Source organism: Peribacillus sp. CSMR9, assembly GCF_033141925.1.
GTDB classification, from domain to species: domain Bacteria; phylum Bacillota; class Bacilli; order Bacillales; family DSM-1321; genus Peribacillus; species Peribacillus simplex_A.
The window spans coordinates 22,483-44,487 of record NZ_JAOPHO010000018.1 but is presented as its reverse complement, the minus strand read 5'-3'; the positions used below and the strand labels follow the sequence as shown (position 1 = coordinate 44,487).

22 protein-coding genes and 1 other RNA gene are annotated in these 22,005 nt (G+C 40.6%); 7 read left to right on the top strand and 16 right to left on the bottom strand.

Features of this window, described 5'->3' with window-relative positions:
- Positions 1-341: 341 nt before the first annotated feature.
- From rnpB to N9I19_RS10940, 7 genes are all read right to left on the bottom strand, one after another.
- An RNA gene (gene rnpB, locus N9I19_RS10970) (RNase P RNA component class B) lies at positions 342-730 on the bottom strand.
- 80 nt (positions 731-810) lie between these two features.
- On the bottom strand, positions 811-1,122 hold the full coding sequence (gene gpsB, locus N9I19_RS10965) for a cell division regulator GpsB (protein ID WP_061463822.1): 312 nt from the start codon (positions 1,120-1,122) through the stop codon (positions 811-813).
- A 205-nt stretch (positions 1,123-1,327) separates the two neighbouring features.
- Complete coding sequence (locus tag N9I19_RS10960) at positions 1,328-1,879, bottom strand: SLOG family protein (RefSeq protein WP_284470352.1); 552 nt, start codon at positions 1,877-1,879, stop codon at positions 1,328-1,330.
- Positions 1,880-1,947: 68 nt separating this feature from the next.
- The gene (locus N9I19_RS10955) at positions 1,948-2,361 is read right to left on the bottom strand and encodes a CotD family spore coat protein (RefSeq protein ID WP_317777801.1); all 414 of its coding nucleotides are present in this window, start codon (positions 2,359-2,361) and stop codon (positions 1,948-1,950) included.
- A 456-nt stretch (positions 2,362-2,817) separates the two neighbouring features.
- Positions 2,818-4,080: a ribonuclease H-like domain-containing protein gene (locus tag N9I19_RS10950; protein WP_317777800.1), complete on the bottom strand. Its 1,263-nt coding sequence runs from the start codon at positions 4,078-4,080 to the stop codon at positions 2,818-2,820.
- Between the two features lie 32 nt (positions 4,081-4,112).
- Positions 4,113-6,392: a DEAD/DEAH box helicase gene (locus N9I19_RS10945; RefSeq protein WP_317777799.1), complete on the bottom strand. Its 2,280-nt coding sequence runs from the start codon at positions 6,390-6,392 to the stop codon at positions 4,113-4,115.
- A 118-nt stretch (positions 6,393-6,510) separates the two neighbouring features.
- Positions 6,511-7,275, bottom strand: a complete 765-nt coding sequence (locus N9I19_RS10940; protein WP_289320140.1) for an alpha/beta fold hydrolase — start codon at positions 7,273-7,275, stop codon at positions 6,511-6,513.
- A 141-nt stretch (positions 7,276-7,416) separates the two neighbouring features.
- On the opposite strand from N9I19_RS10940, the gene N9I19_RS10935 reads away from it, so the two are divergent.
- On the top strand, positions 7,417-7,869 hold the full coding sequence (locus N9I19_RS10935; protein ID WP_317777798.1) for an Hsp20/alpha crystallin family protein: 453 nt from the start codon (positions 7,417-7,419) through the stop codon (positions 7,867-7,869).
- Positions 7,870-7,938: 69 nt separating this feature from the next.
- On the opposite strand, the gene N9I19_RS10930 is transcribed toward N9I19_RS10935, so the two are convergent.
- Positions 7,939-8,247, bottom strand: a complete 309-nt coding sequence (locus N9I19_RS10930; RefSeq protein ID WP_317777797.1) for a YppG family protein — start codon at positions 8,245-8,247, stop codon at positions 7,939-7,941.
- A 5-nt stretch (positions 8,248-8,252) separates the two neighbouring features.
- Here N9I19_RS10930 and N9I19_RS10925 point away from each other — a divergent pair, with 5 nt between their 5' ends.
- Positions 8,253-8,573: a hypothetical protein gene (locus N9I19_RS10925; RefSeq protein WP_317777796.1), complete on the top strand. Its 321-nt coding sequence runs from the start codon at positions 8,253-8,255 to the stop codon at positions 8,571-8,573.
- Between the two features lie 94 nt (positions 8,574-8,667).
- On the opposite strand, the gene N9I19_RS10920 is transcribed toward N9I19_RS10925, so the two are convergent.
- The 3 genes from N9I19_RS10920 to N9I19_RS10910 all read right to left on the bottom strand — a co-directional run bounded on the left by N9I19_RS10920 (position 8,668) and on the right by N9I19_RS10910 (position 10,685).
- A complete protein-coding gene (locus N9I19_RS10920) occupies positions 8,668-9,036 on the bottom strand; it encodes a YppE family protein (protein WP_061463829.1) in 369 nt (122 codons plus the stop codon).
- 70 nt (positions 9,037-9,106) lie between these two features.
- On the bottom strand, positions 9,107-9,382 hold the full coding sequence (locus N9I19_RS10915) for a hypothetical protein (protein WP_089363188.1): 276 nt from the start codon (positions 9,380-9,382) through the stop codon (positions 9,107-9,109).
- A 355-nt stretch (positions 9,383-9,737) separates the two neighbouring features.
- Positions 9,738-10,685 carry a DUF2515 family protein gene (locus N9I19_RS10910; RefSeq protein WP_089363187.1) on the bottom strand — a complete coding sequence of 316 codons (948 nt, stop codon included), beginning with the start codon at positions 10,683-10,685 and terminating at the stop codon, positions 9,738-9,740.
- Positions 10,686-10,828: 143 nt separating this feature from the next.
- Here N9I19_RS10910 and recU point away from each other — a divergent pair, with 143 nt between their 5' ends.
- A complete protein-coding gene (gene recU, locus N9I19_RS10905) occupies positions 10,829-11,440 on the top strand; it encodes a Holliday junction resolvase RecU (protein ID WP_317777795.1) in 612 nt (203 codons plus the stop codon).
- A 27-nt stretch (positions 11,441-11,467) separates the two neighbouring features.
- Positions 11,468-14,194, top strand: a complete 2,727-nt coding sequence (locus N9I19_RS10900) for a PBP1A family penicillin-binding protein (protein WP_317777794.1) — start codon at positions 11,468-11,470, stop codon at positions 14,192-14,194.
- A 514-nt stretch (positions 14,195-14,708) separates the two neighbouring features.
- On the opposite strand, the gene N9I19_RS10895 is transcribed toward N9I19_RS10900, so the two are convergent.
- From N9I19_RS10895 to asnS, 4 genes are all read right to left on the bottom strand, one after another.
- On the bottom strand, positions 14,709-15,245 hold the full coding sequence (locus N9I19_RS10895) for a YpoC family protein (RefSeq protein WP_317777793.1): 537 nt from the start codon (positions 15,243-15,245) through the stop codon (positions 14,709-14,711).
- Positions 15,242-15,898 carry an endonuclease III gene (gene nth, locus N9I19_RS10890; RefSeq protein ID WP_089363183.1) on the bottom strand — a complete coding sequence of 219 codons (657 nt, stop codon included), beginning with the start codon at positions 15,896-15,898 and terminating at the stop codon, positions 15,242-15,244. The genes N9I19_RS10895 and nth overlap by 4 nt, the downstream gene beginning before the upstream one ends.
- A 22-nt stretch (positions 15,899-15,920) precedes the next feature.
- Positions 15,921-16,616: a DnaD domain-containing protein gene (locus N9I19_RS10885; RefSeq protein WP_317777792.1), complete on the bottom strand. Its 696-nt coding sequence runs from the start codon at positions 16,614-16,616 to the stop codon at positions 15,921-15,923.
- Positions 16,617-16,732: 116 nt separating this feature from the next.
- Positions 16,733-18,025 (bottom strand): asparagine--tRNA ligase, encoded by a 1,293-nt coding sequence (asnS, locus tag N9I19_RS10880; protein WP_061463836.1) that lies wholly within the window; start codon positions 18,023-18,025, stop codon positions 16,733-16,735.
- 343 nt (positions 18,026-18,368) lie between these two features.
- On the opposite strand from asnS, the gene N9I19_RS10875 reads away from it, so the two are divergent.
- Genes N9I19_RS10875 through N9I19_RS10865 form a run of 3 tightly spaced genes read left to right on the top strand, consistent with a single transcriptional unit; the run spans position 18,369 to position 20,343 of the window.
- Positions 18,369-19,157 (top strand): fumarylacetoacetate hydrolase family protein, encoded by a 789-nt coding sequence (locus N9I19_RS10875; RefSeq protein WP_317777791.1) that lies wholly within the window; start codon positions 18,369-18,371, stop codon positions 19,155-19,157.
- Positions 19,154-19,942, top strand: a complete 789-nt coding sequence (locus N9I19_RS10870; RefSeq protein ID WP_317777790.1) for a fumarylacetoacetate hydrolase family protein — start codon at positions 19,154-19,156, stop codon at positions 19,940-19,942. The genes N9I19_RS10875 and N9I19_RS10870 overlap by 4 nt, the downstream gene beginning before the upstream one ends.
- Before the next feature lie 17 nt (positions 19,943-19,959).
- Positions 19,960-20,343 carry a 5-carboxymethyl-2-hydroxymuconate Delta-isomerase gene (locus tag N9I19_RS10865; protein WP_317777789.1) on the top strand — a complete coding sequence of 128 codons (384 nt, stop codon included), beginning with the start codon at positions 19,960-19,962 and terminating at the stop codon, positions 20,341-20,343.
- 68 nt (positions 20,344-20,411) lie between these two features.
- Here N9I19_RS10865 and hpaB read toward each other — a convergent pair whose 3' ends face one another.
- The gene (gene hpaB / locus N9I19_RS10860) at positions 20,412-21,884 is read right to left on the bottom strand and encodes a 4-hydroxyphenylacetate 3-monooxygenase, oxygenase component (protein ID WP_089363178.1); all 1,473 of its coding nucleotides are present in this window, start codon (positions 21,882-21,884) and stop codon (positions 20,412-20,414) included.
- Between the last annotated feature and the right edge of the window lie 121 nt (positions 21,885-22,005).

Sequence of the window (22,005 nt, the reverse complement as noted above, 5' to 3'; positions counted from 1 at the left end):
TTAAGGCATGTCTTAATACCTTCAAATAAGGGCAATCAGTAAAGGTAAAAAAACCTTTTATAAATAGGGTACCCATAATCCAGGAAATGCTTAACACTTCAACGCTATTTTTTAAATCGTTACGGTCAGATGTCAATTAGCCATTGTCCTTCTGCTGAACACTTTCAATTAGAAATCTTTCGATGGAATTAAAAAGTTGCCAAGACCTTAGTTTAACACAGCATGGTTTCAGAAAACGAAAAATAATTTGGAATGCCCGGCTTTTTATTAATGGGCAATTCCCAAAAACAAAAACTCTCCTTTTAAAAGGAGAGTTGTGCTTTTGGTGTCATATGATAACGTTCTGTAAGCCATGTTTTGTTCCTCAGTACTGCAAGCGACTCGCGTCTCGTACTTCGGCGGTAATCATCTATCTACAGAAGCATGGCTTCTGTCCTTCTCCTCGTTCAATTCCAAGGAAGAAAGCGCCCCTACCATTAATTTGGGTTTCTCGCTCGTGGGGTTTACCTCGTTCCACCCTTTACATTTCTGTAAAGGCTCCGTCACTGTGGCACTTTTATAGGTATTCATGCCATATCCAAAAGGACTTAGGCATTTTCCCAGCCGTCAGCAATCCAAGATTGCTGCCCAAGCTTATTTTTTCGCCAGGCACGAACACTACGGACATCGCAGTCCGTGCGAGCATGGACTTTCCTCTACTGCAAAAATGCAGCAGCAATTACCCAAACGTTAACATAACATAATTGATTATACTCCATTATTCATTAAAACACAATACCTAAATCAATTTCACTTTTAATATGCAAAACCTCAATCAAAAAGCTTGTTTCCAAAAACGTGCTTTTCCAAGTTGGATAACCGTTTAAGGATGTCAAAGTTAGTGGTTCCCGGAGTAGCACTGGGAGCAGGTTGATTTGGACGTTTTGTACTCTCTTCGGCTTGTTTTTTCAATTTAAGATTTTCTTGTTTAAGATCTTCAATTTCCTGATGGAACACTTCATAATCTTTAATGATCAGATCCAGGAATTGATCCACGTCTTCTGGTTTATAACCGCGCATTGCTGTTTTAAAATCTTTTTCAAGAATATCTTTAGCCGTTAATTTTATCTTATCGGATAGCATAAGACTTCACCTCAATACTTTCGCCAATACAATCGACTTTTTATTATTTTTTCAAATCTGCTTGGGTTTGTCAACGAAACACCTTTTTATCTGCATAATGATGTTTCAGTGAACGATATGTCCCCCCATGAATCTGTATCTAAATTTCATCATAATATGAATATGCTTTAGAAACAACTTTTAATCCATAATTATTTTCACTCCGTCATTCTTCGGACCAGCTGCCTTCTTCCGCAGCCAGTTGCAGATCATCAAAGTTTATCTGATAGATGGGGTATGGCTGTGTTTCAGCCTTTTTCATCGCTTCGAAATATGGATATCGTGCTGACCCTTCTTTTTCGGCTTCGAAAATGATGAGCATGGCGTCACTTTTATGAACCATATACCTATTTTTGATTTTCAGCTGTTGCGGCCCTTCATATGGTTTGTTGAAAATGGACTCAACAAAATCGGCACGGGCCAATATGGAACGGTAATAGTCTTGATTCGTCTCGTTCCATGACTCTTCCTGTTTCAGGAAAGGAGTTAGCACCCCTAATTTAAGCTGACTGTATTCTTCCTGTATATCGAACACCACTTCGGCACCCCATAGCTCCGTACCCAACTGACCTGATATGATCACCCATTCCAGCCCATCTTCCACCAATGGCAGAAGACGTTGCTTCATCGCTTTCTTAATATATTTTACGGCTTCATGGTCATTTTTGAATATCCCGAATTCAAAAGCCTTATAGCCAGTCATATACAAAACCTTCATTGCTTGGTTAATCTCCCTTTTAACATGTTTATGTAAGAAAATAAGGGCTAATTAGGCCCTTACTTTTTTTAGTATCCGAAAGGCGTAGGCGGACAGCATGGGTTAATCGGCGGCCTTCCGCAAATCAAGTTTTGCGTAAAGCATTGGTTCACCACGGATTGAGTATGTGGGAAGTAATGCTTATACGTGTTCAAATGTTTATTGACAGTTGTAGTGTGTGATGGATGAACGACAGGAATCACTGTGTTCGATACATTCGTATTAACAAATTGCTGTGTTGGAGAGACTTGCGCTGGGGCAAGTTGAGTAGGAAGTGCTTGCGTTGGGCCAAGTTGCGCTGGAGATACAGCCGTTGGACCAGTATAGGCTCCCATTACGTTAGAGTGTTTATGTTTACCGGTTGATGCGCCCATTACTCCAGGAGCGTTCCCGTATGCTCCCATTACATTGGATTTATTTCCTCCACAATTACGAAAATACATATATAATACGTCCCCTTTCATTATGATAAGTTTAGTCTTACCATTACAGACTATGAAAAAAAGGGGAGACGTGTACTGATGAAATGACCTATTTATACAGAATAAGTATAAAACTATGTATGGCCGTCAATAAGTACACTATTATAATATATGGCTACCCTTCAAATGCACTGTGGGTAATTTTCTATAAAAAGGAATAGAGACTGTCTTTTAATGATGTAAAAATAACAATCGTTAAACAAAGGACAACAAAAAATAGAAATAAAGTCGTTTTATACATTTCTCCGCTCCGCTTTCAACTTAAATTTATTTGATGTAAAGGTATGAAATGAATGCTTCGGAAATTCACCCTCAACTCTTTCCATTTTACACATTATAGTTGAAGGCTACAATATTTGTATCCATATTTTTTATTTTCGGCATTTCGCACTTAAAAACAATTCTGATTCGCTTATCTTATTCAGACATACCCTTGGAATCCTCTTTCATTTCGAGACGCTTGATCCTCTTTTCCAATTCCGACTTTTGTTTCACCACAATGGTACCTTCCCTCAACATCTCTTGATGGGCGTTTAATGCACATTTTAGAGCATTGCCGACTTCCTTAAATTGATGTTCATATAATTTTGCACATTCAATCTGTGCCTGTATCCTTATTTGAACATTCCCTTTTAAGGCGACCTCCTTCCAAATTTCCAACGCTTCGTTGAATTGTTTTTGCTTCTTTTTCTGAAAGGCTATGGCATGGCCAGCTATTATCCGATCTTCCTCATTTCCCGCTTCCACTATTTTTTCATAAGTCTCGACCGATTCATCTTTTTTTCCTAGATAAGCGAGCCAGCGTGCAATTTCCATGGAATCTTCCGTATATCCATCAATTTGGAGGATTTTCCGGGACAAATGAATATACAATGTGATCAGTGATAAAATATCCAATTCATTATGCTTCATGATCCCAAATAAAATTTCCGGATTTTTCCTCTCGACAAAATCAAAATAAATCATCGGTGCCAAATATCCAGGAATATCATCTTCTCTATGTACACCTAGAATATCCGTTTCGACTGCTGATAATTTAACTCGTTCCAATTTGTTTCTCCAAAGGCGTCTTGAAGCATGATACAAATCGAAATGTCCGAATTCCGGTAGTTTTGGAACATGTTCTTTAATCAAGGTATGTCGGGTTTTCAGCTGGGGCCAATCAAAGGATTTACCATTATATGTGACAAGCGTTTCGTAATTGATGTTTTCCAAAAAGCTTTGGTAAAGCGGTATTTCACTTCCGGGCTGCGGCAGGATATGTTGTTTCACCACAACTTCATCACCTTCTAAATAGGCATAACCCAGTAAAAAAATGGTATTTCCCGCTCCGCCTCCAAGTCCTGTTGTTTCCGTATCGAAGAAAAACAGGTCTTCACTTTTAACGCCCCTAGCGGATAAGGGATGCTCCAATGGAGTTTGATTCCATTCTTTTACGATCTTTTTCAGCTCAGAAAATGCATATAACCCGTGTTTGTGATTTATAGGGTAGCGGACCTCCCTAATGAAACAATAGTCATCATCGAAATGAAAGGAAACGGTATCGTTCTTCAGCCACTTTTCAAGATATGGAATTTCTTCCTTCACTGCTTGGCTATTTTCTTGTTCAGGAGAAGGATGTTTCACTGGTTCTATGTTCATATGCGTTTTCATACGGTTCAATTTATTTTTCAAAGACAAAAAAATACACCTCTTTTCACTTATCCCCGTATCTATGATTGTTTTTCCTTACAAAATTGGCCTAATAACTGTTTTGCATCATTTTTGGCTGTTTTCGCAGCGGATTCCGTTCCGATACAGGAAGGACAGCCGCCTTCACAAGAACAATTTCCGATCATGGATATGGTTTCCAGTAGGATGACTTCAGAGTTTTCATATACTTTATCACTTAGCCCTATACCCCCCGGATAACTATCATAGATAAAAATGGTTGGTTTTTCATTATGTGCTGCCTTAACCTGTGGATAAACATGGATATCATGCGGATCACACATAACATATAACGGAATCATGTAATTAAGAGCATGGGATGCACCTATCATTCCTTGCTCTATTCGATTTTCGTCCCACTCGAATATATCAGGCTCCATGGAAAGCATTGCCGAACTCGTGTGCAGTTCCATCTCAGGCAGGCTGATTGGCCCTGAACCAATATTTTCATGAGTTTCAAATTTGATTTTTTTGAAGATCGTAGGCATCGCCCGGATGGCGACGTCACCAAAGGCAGCTGTGGTAGAAGCGAAAGTTCGCTGTTTATCCACTTCCAATACAGACAACTGCACAGCAAGGTTAGCATCCGTATAATAGTCCACATTGACTTCACGTACATAAGCTTTCTTTTCATCCCAATCAAGTTCTTCCACCTGAAATTGCATTCCCTGGTGCAAATAAATGGCTTCATCGTGGAGAAGGGTCATTGCACTGAACGTATCCATTTCTCCTATGACCCGGTTAACCGGTGCATTCGTTTGGTCGATGATTACGACATTTTCCTGTGCAGCCGAACGCAGGCTTATATTGCTTGCTGGAAAAGCATCGTTCATCCAATGCCATTTGTCCCCATTTTGGTGTAAGACCCTTTCTTCGGTAAGGAATTCCAGTACGTCCATAATCTCTGTTTTTCCAAAGGCATCACCTTTTTTAAATGGCAGCTCATATGCTGCACATTTGACATGATCAACCAGGATCAAAAGATTATCTGGATTGATTCTTGCAGTTTCTGGATTTCTGGTAAAGAAATAATCGGGATGCTGGACGATATATTGATCAAGGGCACTTGAACTGCCGACCATGATGATCAGCGCTTCACCATGCCTTCTTCCTGCTCGTCCCGCCTGTTGCCAGGCACTCGATATCGATCCAGGGTAACCAGTCATTATGCAAACCTGGAGCTGCCCGATATCGACACCTAACTCAAGAGCATTCGTGGATACCACCCCATAAATGGAACCATCCCTGAGGCCCTGTTCAATTTCTCTACGCTGTGTTGGCAGATACCCGCCACGATAGCCCCTGATTGATTTGGGCCCCAATTGCTTTGACACGAGTCCCTGTAAATAGGTCAATAGAATTTCCACACGAACCCTGCTTCGCGCAAAAACGATTGTTTGAATTTTATTTTTCAAAAATTCATTTGCGAGCTTCCTGACTTCCAAAACCGCACTCCTTCGAATGTTTAGCGGTTTATTGACTATTGGGGGATTATAGAAAACAAAATGTTTTTTCCCACTCGGGGCCCCGTTATTATCGATAAGCACCATTTGTTTTTCCGTAAGCTCTTCTGCCAACTCTTTTGGATTATTGATCGTTGCAGAAGTACAGACGAATACAGGATCACTGCCATAAAACTTGCAGATCCTTTTTAACCTTCTTATGACGTTAGCCGTATGACTTCCGAAAACGCCGCGGTAAATATGGAGTTCATCGATGATCACATACTTCAAGTTTTCAAACAATGAGACCCATTTCGTGTGATGCGGCAAGATTCCGGAATGGAGCATATCGGGATTGGTGATGACGATATGCCCTGCCTGACGGATTTTTTGCCTGATATTTGAAGGTGTGTCCCCATCGTACGTATAACTATTTATCTCGGCATCCATTTCATGTATCATTTCGTTCAATTCGCTTTTTTGATCATAACTCAGCGCTTTTGTCGGAAATATATAAAGCGCTCTAGTTTTTTCATCTTCAAGTATTTTTTGAAGGACCGGCAAATTATAGCATAATGTTTTACCAGAAGCCGTTGGGGTGACCGCTACAAGACTTTCGCCACTGACAGCCGTATCAAATGCGGTCGCCTGATGGGTATACAACCCATTTATCCCCCGTTTTTCAAGAGCATGCTTGATCTTATCATTCATTCGATCGGGAAAAGGAACATGTTTTGCCTCTTTCGCTTCAATTACTTGCCAGTGTACAATATTATCCTTATAATCCTCATTGGTTTTTAATTCCGTGATGACTTCTTGTAAATTTTTTCGCAGTTTCATATAACCACCTCATACTCCTATTCTACCGAATGAACGTTCTATGCAAAAGGGAAACTATTTCCTATTCAAAAAAAAATCAGGAAACGGCTACTCCCGCTTCCTGATCATTCTTTTTCAGTTAATTCTTCTCGACATATCGAATGATTTCTTCGGCTAGTCTGCTCGGAGCTTCCAACATTCCCATATGACCGCTTCCCTCAAGTATAACTTCATTAATATGGCTCCCTTTAACAGAAAAGGTTTTTTCAGCGGGAATTACTTTATCCTTTTCACCTGCAACCAAAAGGACTGGGAGCTTCGTCTCTTTGAGTACATGATTTCTGTCTGTTCTGTTCCTCATGGCATGCAAAGACCCAATCGCACCACTTTCACTTGTTTTATAACCGATTTCCTTTGTATGTTCAATATTCGGATCATCGGAATTAGCGAAAAGCTTTGGTACAAGTCCATCAATGAAAGGAATGATTCCATCCATTTCTATTTTCCCGACAGATTTTAAACGCCCCTCCTTACCAGCTTCATCGTCAGGCAAAGCGGTAGAATGAATCAGGGAAAAACCAGACAATTTCCCAGGAAACCTTTCTGCGAATGCCAAGGTGATATATCCTCCAAGAGAATGACCAAACATATAAACCTTTCCGATTCCCTGTTCTTCCATAAATGAAGCAATATCAGCAGCCATATCATCAATCGAGAAAGATGCCCCTATTTCTTCACTTGCACCATGCCCTCGTAAATCAATGGCAACAACTCGGTATTCATCTTTTAATTCAGCAATGATGTTCTTCCAATATTCATGACTTCCACAAAACCCATGGATGAACAACAATGTTTTATTTCCTTTCCCGGTATCTATGTAGGAAAGCTTGCTATTTTCTGTCATATCAATCCCTCATTTCCTTTACTAATCAATCAGTAACGTTATTCCCTCTATATCCGTATCTAAAACCCATTGGTTCATTCACAATTCTTCAGTCCTAACATAGCCTATAGGCAAAGGAATTTTTTAGGAAGGAGAACCGTGATGACCTCTTCTGAAAAAAATAATAATCGAAATCGAATTGAACCCTTTACCCATTTTATTAACAAAATGGATCGATTGTTTTCCGAAAGGCCTCCTAAAGGCATGCTGCAATCTCTTGACGATTTCTTCGGTTCTACTAAAGAACGCAGCTTTCCGGTTGATGTCCATGAGACAAATTCAGAGTATACCCTTACCGCTTCCTTGCCCGGTATTGCACGCAGCCAAATATCCATTGATGTGCTGACCCATGCCGTAACCATTTCTGCAAAACATGTAGATAGGCAGCATAAAACGCAAGGAATGTTTCAAAAAGAAGTTTCAGCCGGTACATTTTCAAGAACTATTTCCTTTCCAAAACCGATTGATGAAGCAAAAGTCACCGCACGACATCGCGATGGCATCCTCACGCTTCACCTGCCCAAAATTAGAGGGAATCGGATTGAAATCAATTAGGCAAAATTAAAAGCAGACTTAAATAAGTGGCTGGGTCACTTGTAAGTCTGCTTTTCCTTTATTCACCATCTAAACTTTGAAGAAGCCCCCTACTCCTTTGACCATTGACGATACTTGAGAAACTGTATTCATCATTTGTCCAGCTGTATTCATCATTTTCGTTATATCCATGGAGCCATCTTGTGTTTTGAATTGATTCATGACCGATTTGATACCAGATGGCTGGGGTTTTTGCATGAACTGTTGCTTTGGATAGGGATTATGAGCCTGCTGCTGACCTTGCGGGGGTCGTTTAGCTGGCTGCAACGGATTATCGAACGGACTAAAAGCCTGCGGCTGCAGTTGCTGATTGGACTGAATCGGCTGCATTTGTGGCATTTGCATTGGCTGCATTTGTGGCATTTGCGGCATTGGCTGCATTTGCGGTATTTGCGGTATTGGCTGCATTACACTGTTGCTCGGATAAGCTCCAACAGGCATCGCCTGCTGCTGAATTTGTTGGAATGGATGAAAGGCCGCCTGCTGATAAGGATCATGATATGGCGTCATATAGCCCCCTGTATCCTGGGTATGATATGGATACATTAATGGCCGTTCAAGATTATGATTATTTTGCAGAGGATACTGTATTGGCTGCTGGTACCCTTCCCAATATTCCGGCATTGATTGAGGATACTGTCCTTGATTTGGGGAGACTTGGTTAAAACCGGATCTCATCATGTTCAATGAGCCCTCCTCTTTTTTCATTACATGGTTCTGATAATATATGAAAAAAGAGGAAATAAAGTGTAGGTGTTTTTATGATAAAATCCGATCGATCTCCGCTTTTACATTATGAAGGATAAATTCGACTGATTGGACATGACTTTTAAATCGCTTGTAACTGGTTTTAGGAAAGAATGCCTGAACGGCCACATCAGAAAGGTTATGAGCGGTTTGTTCGATTTGCTCGGGGAAAAGATGCTTAAACTCGGTTTCTTTCATCCACTCCTTCATTCCGTTTTCCCAATCGATGCATGAGGACCTGACCTGATCAGCAAACGGCTTGACTTCCGAAAAGAAATCCTTTTCCTTTTCTTCTTTGCGTACATCCTCATAGATATCATCCGCTTGGACCGTATATTTTATTAATTGTTCGGTTAATAGCTGCAGTTTCTCTTTTTGCACAATATATTCCTCCGCACATTTGTTTCCTCTTAGTATAATCCAGTTCTTTATAAAAGGAAATTCTATCGGCTTATACGTGCAATTCGGTGAAAACCTTGTGCTTTATAATTGGTTTTTCCAGAACAATGGAAAAGGAATGGTTTACACCTTCAGCATTCACCCAATAATCCTCGGCTTTCTCAATGGCTTCCTGGACATTGTTAACCAATGTATATTGCTCTGCCCAAAGTTTGCACCTCACTGTATTTACAGTTTCCCCATATGAAATTTCCAAACGATCCAGGCTGGTACTGATCTCAGCTATCATCCTTAATATTTCCTCTGTTGAGACACTTTTATTGACCATGCTGATCCCTCCATTCTATACGTGTACTATTCTTTTTTTTAGTAGAAAGCCCTTCAAGGTTGACAAAACTAGAAGGGAATCGGCAAAGAAAGTGCTATTCACTTAATTTATTATGCCCTTCGACAACAATGGCAGAATGAAGAATGGAGTTTTAAACAAAAATACAGACAGGAGGTGATTTTATGCAGTCGAATGAAAGCAGACAGCAAGAAAACGAAAAACGACAAAAGCCGCCTACTAAAAAGGCAGGAACGGGAAACCCGAAACTTAGTGGGGAAAACCGCCCCTCAACGTAAGGCATCAATACTTGTACAATTAACAGGGAAGGCATAATCGACGCCTTCCCTGTTTCCTTTTAAAAAAACCACTTTTTGATCATTGCAGCGGTGTGCAGCTGCTTTTGTTTATGGTCATACCAATCGGTCAATTCCGGGTCTTCCTCCCATTGGGGTTCAATAAACCAATCTTTTTTAATCCTTTTATTCACATCCCATTGCTCTGTCCCCCCTGCTTGATGATGAATCAATGGATAAACTCCCCTCAGCATCGGGGTTTCATGGTACCTAGGCTTTTTTCGATATTGTTCGTAATCAAATCTAGCCCCGGTTGGTTCAGTCCTGCAGGAAAATTCATAAAATAACGGAAACAAATCTTCAGAAAATAAAAGGCCGGCCAACCTTTTCCCCAATTCAATCCTTTTATCGATATTTCTAAAATTCGAAACGGACGAACCATACAGCTTACCATTGCAGGTAGGAAATAATACAGTGCTAAAATGCATCCAGTCCTGCAGGAAAAATAATATAGAATGAAAAACGAAAGTTTGCTTTTTAATAACAGGCTTTTCAATGACGTTTTGTTCATTTATTATAAGCGCAGTGACTAACTTTTCACGATTTCCATGTTTCCAAAAGGAATACCATTCGTTCGTCATGAATTCAGTAATAAAAAAATAATGACATAAATGAAACATTGGACGCCCATACTTCGTCGAATAATGATAGAGAAGCAATTGAGGATACGCATCCTGGAATATTCTCCAATTGGCTTCTTCATAAGTTAGGAATAGGTGATGCCTGTATTTAAGGCTAAGCAAATGGGAATACCATATTCCTTCAAGGTCACACATATTCCAGCCTGCATTTCTAGAAACCATCCCGGCTAAAAAAGACCATTGTATTTCTGGGTGGTTTCTGAAAAATTGTTCATATGCCTTTGTTCTTGATATATTATCCCTATTCCCTTTCGCGGTTTGGACTTTTATGGAATGGAGCATTTGCTTTTCCGTATTCAACACTTGCATCTATGTGCCCATCCTTTCCATAGCGATTAATTGTGACATTTAGTTGTACATAAATCCTATCGTTCAAAGAAACAATTCTTTTTATTCACATATTGGATTCTTTTTTTGCTAATATAGATAAGTGAAAAAAAGGAGGGGTAAAAGTGGCATTTCATTATCCCAATGGACGAAGATTTGTACCGCAGGCTATGGAAGAAAAGAAAAGCCCACTAAAAAAAATCAGTTATAGCAACCGGGGAAAAACATTGGAAGACGATTTGAACGAAACCAATCAGTTTTATTTAGCACACGGCATTGCCGTCATTCATAAAAAACCGACACCCATTCAAATTGTTGATGTCCATTACCCGAAGAGAAGTGCTGCAGTCATTAAAGAAGCCTACTTCAAACAAGCATCGACCACCGATTACAATGGTGTTTATAAAGGAAAGTACATTGATTTTGAGGCAAAGGAAACGAAAAACAGCAGTTCGTTCCCTCTGAAAAATTTTCATGACCATCAAATTGAACATATGAAACACATCGTTCAGCATGACGGAATTGCATTTGTCATCATCCGGTTTTCCGCAATGGATGATATATATCTAATGGGTTCTGAACAACTTAGTTTTTATTGGAAGAGAATGAAAGACGGCGGACGCAAATCTATAACTCTTCAAGAAGTTGAAAGCTGTTCACGAAAGATTACTCTTGGCTTTCAACCGAGAATTGACTATATTAAAGTAGTAGATTCGCTCATCTCAGAAAATTTTTAGTTTTTTTAGAAAGGCAGGTTAGCTGTAATGGCTGAAAAATATAATACTAGAGAAGAACGCCGAAAGCAGGGGCAGACACAAAAAAAGGAACCGAACAAAGGTCCTAAGAAGCCAACCAATATGCTTAAGCGCATTTTCCTTATACTTGTTACAATCGGAATTATAGGCTTGGTTGGCGGAGGAGCTGCAATGGCTTACTTTATAAGCGATGCTCCAAAACTTGATGAAAAGCTTTTAAAAGATCCAGTCACATCCAAAATTCTCGATGAAAATGGTAAATTGCTAGCCGAAGTCGGAACAGAAAACCGGGATTATGTAAATTATGAAGACATTCCCAAACGTGTCGAAGATGCTTTCCTAGCTACGGAAGATTCACGCTTTTATAAACACCACGGGGTGGATTTCTTGCGTCTGGGCAGTGCCGTCATAGCCAACTTCAAACACGGATTCGGCTCAGAGGGTGCAAGTACATTGACGCAGCAGGTTATCAAGCGTTCTTATTTAACACCTGATAAGACCATTAAAAGGAAAGTCCAGGAAATGTGGCTAGCCATACAGCTTGAAAGAAAATATACAAAACAAGAAATTTTCGAAATGTATGTGAATAAGATTTTCTTTGCAAACCGTGCAAACGGGATATTAACTGCTTCCCATACTTATTATGGAAAAGAACTAAGCGAATTGAAATTGAATGAAGTGGCCATGCTTGTAGGTTTACCGCAAAGCCCAAGCCGTTATGACCCTTATAAACACCCAGAACGCGCGAAAGAACGCCGTGATATTGTCCTTCACTTAATGAATAAACATGGATATATCACTGAACAGGAAATGAAAAATGCACAAAGCATCGATATAACAGAAGGACTTCAAGAAATCGATAAAAGCAAAAAAGACACGACTGCTTATGATGCATTCATCGATTTGGTCATTGAGGAAGTCGGACAAATGGGTGACTATAACGTCTTTACCGATGGTTTGGAAATCCATACGACCATTGATAAAGATGCCCAAGAATATGTCTATAAAATGTTGAACAGTAATGAAATCATCAATTATCCAAGTAAAGATCTCCAAGCTGGAGTCACCTTACTAGATACTGAAACTGGTGAAATTAAAGCAGTTGGCGGCGGCAGGAACACGACGGTTAAACGCGGCTGGAATTATGCAACGGACGCCAAGCGTTCACCTGGTTCGACCATTAAGCCAATTCTGGATTATGGTCCTGCCGTAGAATATTTAAATTGGTCCACCTACCATCCAATCAAAGATGAGGAATATACCTACAGTGATGGAACACCGCTTAAAAATGCTTCCGGGAGACATTATGGTACTGTAACAGCTCGCGAAGCACTAGCACGGTCATTAAATATCCCTGCCTTAAAGACGCTTCAAGCAGTCGGCTTGGACCGGGCGCGTGATTTTGCCGTTGACCTTGGCATGCCTTTCAAGAATGAAATAAGTGAATCTGCTGCAATTGGAGGCGGTCAAGACGTTTCTACGCTTGAACTTGCCGGTGCATACAGTTCATTCGGAAACAACGGTATTTATAATAAACCGCATAGTGTGACAAAGATTGTTTTACGTGACAAAACCACCATCAAAAACAAGACGGAATCGAAACCGGTCATGAAAGATTCCACGGCTTTCATCGTGACGGACATGTTGAAGAGCGTCATTAAAGAACCTTATGGAACAGGAAGGCTAGCCAATATACCTAATCTTCCAGTAGCCGGTAAAACGGGTTCAACCAATTTCACGCCTGACCAGCGTGCACGGAACAACATCCCAGCCTCCGGTGTAAAAGATAGCTGGATGGCGGGTTATACAACCAATTATACAGTCGCAGTATGGGCTGGATATGATAATGCACCAGGCAATAAAATGGAATATCTTGGCGATTCATCTCAAAGGATCCCTAAATCAATTTTCAAGAACTTGATGGAACATATGGCTCAGTCAAAAGAAACGAAAGACTTTAATCAACCTGACAGTGTTGTGAAGGTTGGAATCATAAAAGGTTCCAATCCAGCTGTTAAAGCCAATCAATATACACCAAGCGATAAAATCACTTATGAATATTATGTTAAAGGTCACGAGCCAACACAAGTGACGACAGAATATGAGAAAGTCGATTCACCTGGCATTAACGCTTCTTACGATAAGGAAAGTAATGAAATCAATCTATCATGGTCATATCCTAAAGGTAATGCCAAATTCGAGGTTATGATGTCCGTTGATGGCGGAGCACAGAGCGTGTTAAAAAAATCGAAGGATACTAGTTTAACGATCCCTAATCCAACCCCTGGAAGTAAATATACTTTCTCAGTGGTAGCCATAGTGGATAACCAACTAAGTGATCCTGCCAGTACATCGGTCGAAATCCCTGCAGAAGCGGAAGATCCTAAGGGTACTGACGAGGAGATTAAAGATCCGGCAGAGGGTGAAAATCCAGAACAAGAAACTCCTGCTGAGGGCGAAGAAGATAAGCAAGACGAAGGTAAAAATAACAACGGCAACAACGGCAACAACGGCAACAACGGAAATGGAATTGATAATGGAAACACTGATAATAATGGAAATGGAAACAATACTGATGATGGAAAAGGCAATAAGGATGATGAAGACGTTGGAGGTGGGGATATTGTCACCGACCCTGGGACTGTAGAAGAAGAAAAACCAGGCGAAACCCCTGACCCTAACCCGGCTCCTGAACCAGAAAAAGAGAAAGACAAGGATAAAGAAAACAAAGATTGACTATTAAACGTCTAAGCTAAATGCTTAGAGAGTTTGTAGACAAAAAGGTTTCGGAATGAGTACATTCCGAAACCTTTTTCATTTTTTATTGGATTTGAAGCAGTTATAGAGAAAGACCTTTTCTGGCCCTCGGCAAGCCCAGTTGGCCATCGCGAATACCAATGGTATGTTTAATGAATGTCAGTTTGTACAAATAACTGGATCTATACTTAGGCGTCCTACCTTGGAATACTTTCACCTCAAGTTCTTCTTTTAAAACAAAAAGGACTGTTGGCAAACGGGGTTCTGTCTAAATGTTAAAACAAAGTTGATTGGACCGGGTGTGCGTGAAACCTGCGGGAAAAGCGTGTCCAATGGAGACCCCGCAGGCGCAAAGGGCGCCGAGGGCGGACCTCCCGCGGAAAGCGGGTTCCCTACGTTCCAATCAATGTTTAAATTACAAACCCCCAAAAAAACTGTAGACAAACTCAATTTTTTATCGAGTTTGTCTACAGTTTGCGTCTAAGCTAAAAGCTTAGACGTTTCTATTATTCTTATTTATGATCATGAACTTCACATATAGTTTCTCAAATTCTCGGAACAACTCACTAAGTTGTCTATAAGAATGGAAAGAAGCGGGTCTTGCAAGGATGAAAGAAACCCTTTCAGCCGCGTTCACCGGAATATTATGAAAGGACTCTATTTGCACTTGGCAGTCACTCAATACTACTGGCTTTCCATGTATCCAGAAGACTGCATTTAAAAATAAACCGATACCCTGCTTCATGAGTCCCAAGGTCCTTCCCGCTTTTCGCTCTGAAAATAGTATGCTGCATTCGGTGTCTATTCCCTTCCATTTTTCCAGTAGTTCCTTTATATGCATTGCCCCCTTGGTCCAAGGAGCATACGACACTACATTATTATAATAAAGTATCTCATACGGGAAAGCCTCGAATGGGATTGATCCATTCCATCCTGTATAGCATTCTTTTTCCAAAATGGTTTCCTTTTCAGGGAAAAAGAACGGATGGTCCAATTCGGCCGGGACTTTTAATGATATGGACTGCGTCAATTGGCTTCTTTCCTTTTCATTCTTTTTTTTCCTTCACGGCATACTTCTAGGAGTGGGCAGGTTTCACATCTTGGTGACTGGGCCTTGCAATGATAGCGTCCAAAGAATATCAGACGGTGATGCGTAACGGACCATTCATCCTTCGGTATCTTAGCCATCAACGTTTTCTCAACATCGAGGACACTATCCTTCCAGCGGCATAATCCCAGGCGCTTGGAAACCCTCTCTACATGGGTATCTACAGCTATCGCTGGCACATCATACGCAACTGAAACGACTACATTCGCCGTCTTTCTGCCCACGCCAGGCAATTTAACAAGCTCATCACGGTCCCTGGGAACTTCCTTACCGTATTCTTCGATCAGCATTCGCGACAACTTTTGAATGTTCTTAGCCTTGTTACGAAACAAACCGATTGAGCGAATGTCATTTTCCAACTCTTCTACCGGAACGCTTATGTAATCCTCAGGCCTTTTATATTTTTGAAATAAATCCTTCGTGACTTTATTCACTAATACATCTGTACATTGAGCTGACAGAGCAACAGCAATCACCAATTCAAATGGATTGGAGTGATTCAGCTCACAATGGGCATCTGGAAACATTTCACCCATTGTATCCAGACAATATCGAACTTGAGCTTTATTCAACATATTGGTTCTCCTTCAATTTACATTACTGCTCGAGCCAGTTATAAAAGGGCACATCTTTCAATGGTTGTGCAGTTTCCGTTTTTCGGTCCCTCTTTTGATGCACTCTAAATTTTTTTCCTTGCTCCCTTGCCTGTTCCAAGGTTTTAATTCCATTCTTTTTCCACTCGAACAAAATTCGATCAATGTATCGGAAATTCAATTTACCGGAAATGACTGACTCTCTAAGAGCTGTCTTAATGATTTCAGGTTGATGGTCGTCCTCCATCCACATTGCCAATGTTTCACATTCAAATGGAGATAAAGGGCGGCCGAACTCCTGTTCAAAAATCGTATAAAGGCTCTCTCCCTCTTTTTGGACCTCAGCTGACTCTGACTGTTTCAAAGTTTTTAAGAAGCAGTCCATCATTTTTTCATAAAGTGGAGCCAACGAATATTTTTCCTGTCCGATTTCTTGACTTCCTTCAACCACCATTTCAACAAATCCCCTTTGAACCAAACGCTGGATTAAGAATAGACATTCCGTTTCCTGCAATGTCATTCGGTCAGATAGTTGGGATGGTGCAGGGAAATGGTTACCTTTATCGATAAAGCTTTGCAATTGTAATAATAGGACCATTTCTTGTTCATTCAGTCCCATTTTCTTATAGTTAGTCAACAAAAAGGATGGAATCGTTATCGTTCCTTCCTTAAACCACGCATATAAATGTTCTTTATTCATGTTATTGGACACCTCTGATTAAGTATAACATGAATATGGCTCCCCTAATAAGCTTATAATTTTAACAAAAAACGGTTATCTGCCCAATATGGCAAGATAACCGCTTCATTACGAGATCAAGGATATAAACGATTTAATAGACGTGGGAACGGAATGGTTTCACGGACATGTTCAACACCACTGATCCAAGCAACGGTACGTTCTAACCCCAAACCGAAGCCTGAATGCGGTACAGATCCGTATTTTCTTAATTCCATATACCATTTGTAAGCATCTTCGCTCAAGCCATGCTCATTGATTCTCTGTTCAAGCAATTCCTGATCATGAATCCGCTCCGAGCCGCCAATTATTTCTCCGTACCCTTCCGGAGCAATCAAATCGGCACAAAGAACGACTTCTTCCCTGTCAGGAGCAGGCTGCATATAAAAAGGTTTGATTTTGGTTGGATAATGAGTTATGAAGACTGGCTTATCATAACTTTCTGCTATCGCAGTTTCGTGCGGTGCTCCAAAATCATCACCCCATTGGATATCATCAAATCCTTGTTCATGAAGGAACTTTATGGCTTCATCATATGTAATACGAGGGAAAGGAGCTTTAATTTGTTCAAGCTTCGCTGTGTCACGGCCCAGCGTATTCAACTCAAGCTGACAGTTTTTCAAAACAGATTGGATGATGGAAGATACGAATTGTTCCTGAACCTCCAGATTTTCTTTGAATTCGATGAAAGCCATTTCTGGTTCAATCATCCAGAACTCGATTAAATGCCGTCTTGTTTTGGATTTTTCCGCCCTGAAAGTAGGTCCAAAGGAAAATACCTTCCCTAGTGCCATTGCTGCCGCTTCCATATAAAGCTGACCACTTTGTGAAAGGTATGCATCCTCATCAAAGTATTTAGTGGCGAACAATTCACTCGTTCCCTCTGGTGCGCTTCCTGTTAAAATTGGGGGATCGACTTTCACGAAACCTTCTTCATTAAAGAATTCATATGTAGCACGGATTATTTCATTCCGGATTTTCATGACTGCATGCTGTCGTTTTGAACGCAGCCACAAATGGCGGTTATCCATTAAGAATTCAGGACCATGTGCTTTAGGTGTAATGGGATAATCCAATGATTCATGAATGATTTCAATATCTTTCACTTGTAACTCAAAACCGAACGGCGAGCGTTCATCCTTTTGAATGACACCTGTTACATACAAGGATGTCTCTTGCGAAACCGATTTCGCACGTGCAAAAATTTCTTCACCCACATCAGCTTTCACGACGACACCTTGAATGAAACCTGAGCCATCACGGATTTGAAGGAATGCAATTTTACCACTGGAACGTTTGCTGGCAAGCCAGCCTCCAATGGTAACTTCTTGATCGACGAATTTGCTAGCATCTTTTATTGTAATTTTCACGGGATTTCCCTCCAAAAATAGCTTAACTCACTAGGAATTTACTCTACTTATTATACCCATAGCCCTGCTTACAAGCAAATAAATCAGGTTGCATGCCTTTTATATCACTCTTATCAATTTTTCGAGGTGTATCCGCCATATTGCACACTTTTTCACTAACGAATTTGTTGATATGGTATTTGCTCCATCCTAACTAAATGTTCAAGGCATTTTTCTGTTGAAACCAACCTTTTCCCTAACAATTTTTACCTAATTATACTGAATAGTCTAAAAATGTTGAACTTAAACAAAAAATCATATACGATATCATATATGATTAATAAAAAATCAAGGGGGATTGTCCATGGCAAAAGCAAGAGTGAAACTCAAGAAGTCAGATTATTCAGAAGAAATGGATATATTGTCGAACGGTTATATATTAATGAACGGTGATAAATACGATGTATCCCAAATAAAGTTGGATATCCCTATTTCAGGGACTGTATATGGGACATTATTAAACTATAAAGGATCATTGGAAGCATTGAAGGAAAAGATCGGCCACCCTCCTTATAATGAGCCTCCTAAAGGGCCGATCCTTTATATTAAACCTAGAAACACGTTTTCTTCTTTTTCAACTCCAGTTCCCCTTCCAAATGGTATACCTGAATTGGAAATCGGGGCGGCCCTTGGAATAGTGATCAATAAAACGGCCACTAGGGTCAAGAAAGAACATGCATCGGATTATATAGAAGGTTTTACGATCGTCAATGATATTAGCATTCCGCATGAAAGCGTTTACCGTCCTGCGATCCGTTATAAAGCCCGAGATGGATTTTGCCCGATCGGTCCCTGGGTCGTATCCAAGGAGTCCATATCCAACCCCGATTCATTAGGAATCCGTGTATTTATAAATGGGGAGCTCAGGCAAGAAAATTCAACTGTAAATCTAATTCGCTCCATTTCCCACCTCATTGAGGATGTAACAGACTTCATGACTCTGAATTCGGGTGACGTCCTTCTAGTTGGAGTTCCTGAGAATGCACCACTGGCAAAAGCCGATGATCATATTAGAATTGAAATTGACGAAATCGGATATTTGGAAAATACAATCATTTCGGAAGTAAAGCTATTAAAGGAGGGGGTTTTATGAAGAGAGCCCGTGTAGCCTATGCAGGTGCCATACATCTAGCAAGTGAATATAATGGCCGGCTCCAATTGACGGATGGCCGGATTGTCAATGAGCAAGATGTTGTCTGGCTTCCCCCGGTGGAACCCCGTACTGTATTCGCGCTTGGCTTGAATTATGCCGACCATGCGAAGGAGCTGGCTTTTAAAGCCCCGGAAGAACCCCTTGCGTTCTTAAAAGGGCCAAATACCTTTATTGGGCACCGGGGACAGACAAGACGGCCTTCTGATGCATCTTATATGCATTATGAATGTGAACTGGCAGTCGTCATCGGTAAAAAGGCGAAGAACATAAAAAAAGCAGACGCCTTTAAGTATGTAAGTGGATATACCATTGCAAATGATTATGCAATACGGGATTATCTGGAGAATTACTACCGGCCAAACTTAAAGGTCAAAAATCGCGATACCTGCACCCCAATTGGACCGTGGCTAGTGGATGCCGAAGATATTCCAGATCCTTCGAATCTTTCCATCAAGACATACGTCAACGAAAAATTGACTCAGGAAGGCAACACGAAAGACATGATATTCAGCATTGCTGATTTAATTGAATATTTCAGCGGCTTCATGACATTGAGTCCAGGCGATATCATATTGACAGGCACACCCGAAGGATTGGCGGATACTGCTGTAGGTGATGAAATCACAACTGAAATTGAAGGTATCGGAAAACTCGTTAGCACAATAGTCGGTGACGATATATTTAGAGAAGACGGGAATCGGTCGCATTTAAAAATTCATAATTAACGGAAGGGAAGGATCACATGCCTCATATAATTATAGAATATACCGATAATATCAAAGATGAACTCCAGATTGACGGTTTGTTAAAGAAAGTGAATGATGTATTAATCTCCTATCCTTCCATCTTTCCAATTGGCGGCATTCGATCTCGAGCCATTGAATTAAAGTATTATCGTGTTGCCGATGGTTCAGAGGATGATGCCTTTGTTCATGCCATACTAAAAATTGGCGCTGGACGCCATGACAAGGATAAAACCAAAGTATGTGACCAACTTTTTGAAACGCTGGAGTCCCATTTGGCAGCCCTCTTCTCAAAGAGATATCTTGCCCTTTCCATGGAGCTTACGGAATTCAGTGATTTTGGCACATATAAAAAGAATAATATCCATAACCGATTTAAATAAAAGATTTCATATTTAAAGGCCTTCCTGAGCATCGGGAAGGCCTTTATGGTTACATACTGCCACAGGGCTCAGTTGATTTCTGCAAGATTTTCAGCACGGTTTAAGAACTCCTTGACACGGTCCACATATTCCTGTTTATCATAGCCAGTATATAAAGCGCTGGCCATGCGAACCGGATCCCCAAAAAAGAAGCGCTCATATAGTGTTTGCCTTGTTCCAAATGAACTCATGCATACATCCCATGCGAGACGATACAGTTTAACCCTGTCATACGCCCCGCCATTAGCGGATTGAAGGTATTTATCCAAATCCGGTCGAAGCTCCGAATTGAAATCGGCTTCATTTGGTATCGCCATTAAGCCACTAGCCCCAAGAAGCTGCATGATTTCACTGAATCTAGGGTAAATCTTTGGATAATAATTACGGGCAATGTTTAACGGTGTGAAATCTGGTGTCATTATTCCCCACTTATCCACTTTTGCGTTTGCCTCCGAAGCTGTAATGAAAGCTTTTACCGTTTCAAGTGCTATGATGACTTCCGAAATTTTCTCCTGAACATGCTGGTATTGCCCAATATTGATCGTTTCCACCATTAGTTGCAAAATACCCAGAATGAACTCGGTTTTGACAATATTCTTCGATACCACCTGATGGGTCATATGAACAACCGCATTGCTTTCATTATAAGCCTGGTTGCAAATGCCGACATCCCCATATGCGAATACCCGGTTCCAAGGAACGACTACATCATCAAAAACGATTATAGTATCCATTTCTTCAAATCGTGAGCCAAGTGGATGGTCAAAATTGGATTTGCCATAGTCGAATGATTCACGACAGATGAATTTTACCCCCGGTGTATTATTCGGTATGGAGAATGCGAATGCATAAGGGTTTTCTTCTTCTGATTGTTTAAGCAACGTTGAAGGAAAAACCATGATTTCATCCGTTATTCCGCCTTGTGTAGCTAATAATCTGGCTCCCTTTATAATTAGCCCTTCTGAATCCTTGCCAGCAATCCGTGCAGCGATGTAAGGGTCCGGAAGCTTTGCCGCACTAACTCCCCTATTAACCTGGGGTTGAATCAGCGTATGTGTCAACGACAAATCCATTTCCCGGCAGAGCTCATAGTAATCTTTCATATTTTTAGCAAATGCCGAATCCTGAGTGCCGAACATATCCGCCGCAGAACCATACGCCATCATCCCACTGTTGATGTAATCAGGGGAACGTCCCATCATTCCATTATTATGTCTTGCCCATTCTTGAATCATTTTCCTCCTTTTTTCAAGATCTTCCTTAGTCCGGGGCTGCATGAATGAGGCCCCTACACTTTCATTGGAGGTTGGTGAAATATAAGTCATGATATCTTTTTTCCCGGGATCATGCTGGAGGTCATATAATTCGGCCTGTGTTTTCATGACCCCTTTAAAAGCTGGGTGTTCACTGATTTTATCTTTTACTTGCTCCCCATTTATCCATACGTTCGCCTTTGCGTTGTCCACCCTATTAATATATTCTTCACCTGTTTTTGCCGGCATGATTGCATCCCCCTTTAAAATAAATGAAGCGCTTACAATTAAAAAATTCCAAATATTGAATTAATTACTATAACAAAATATACCATGTGTTATGATATATATATAATACTTAAAAAATTCA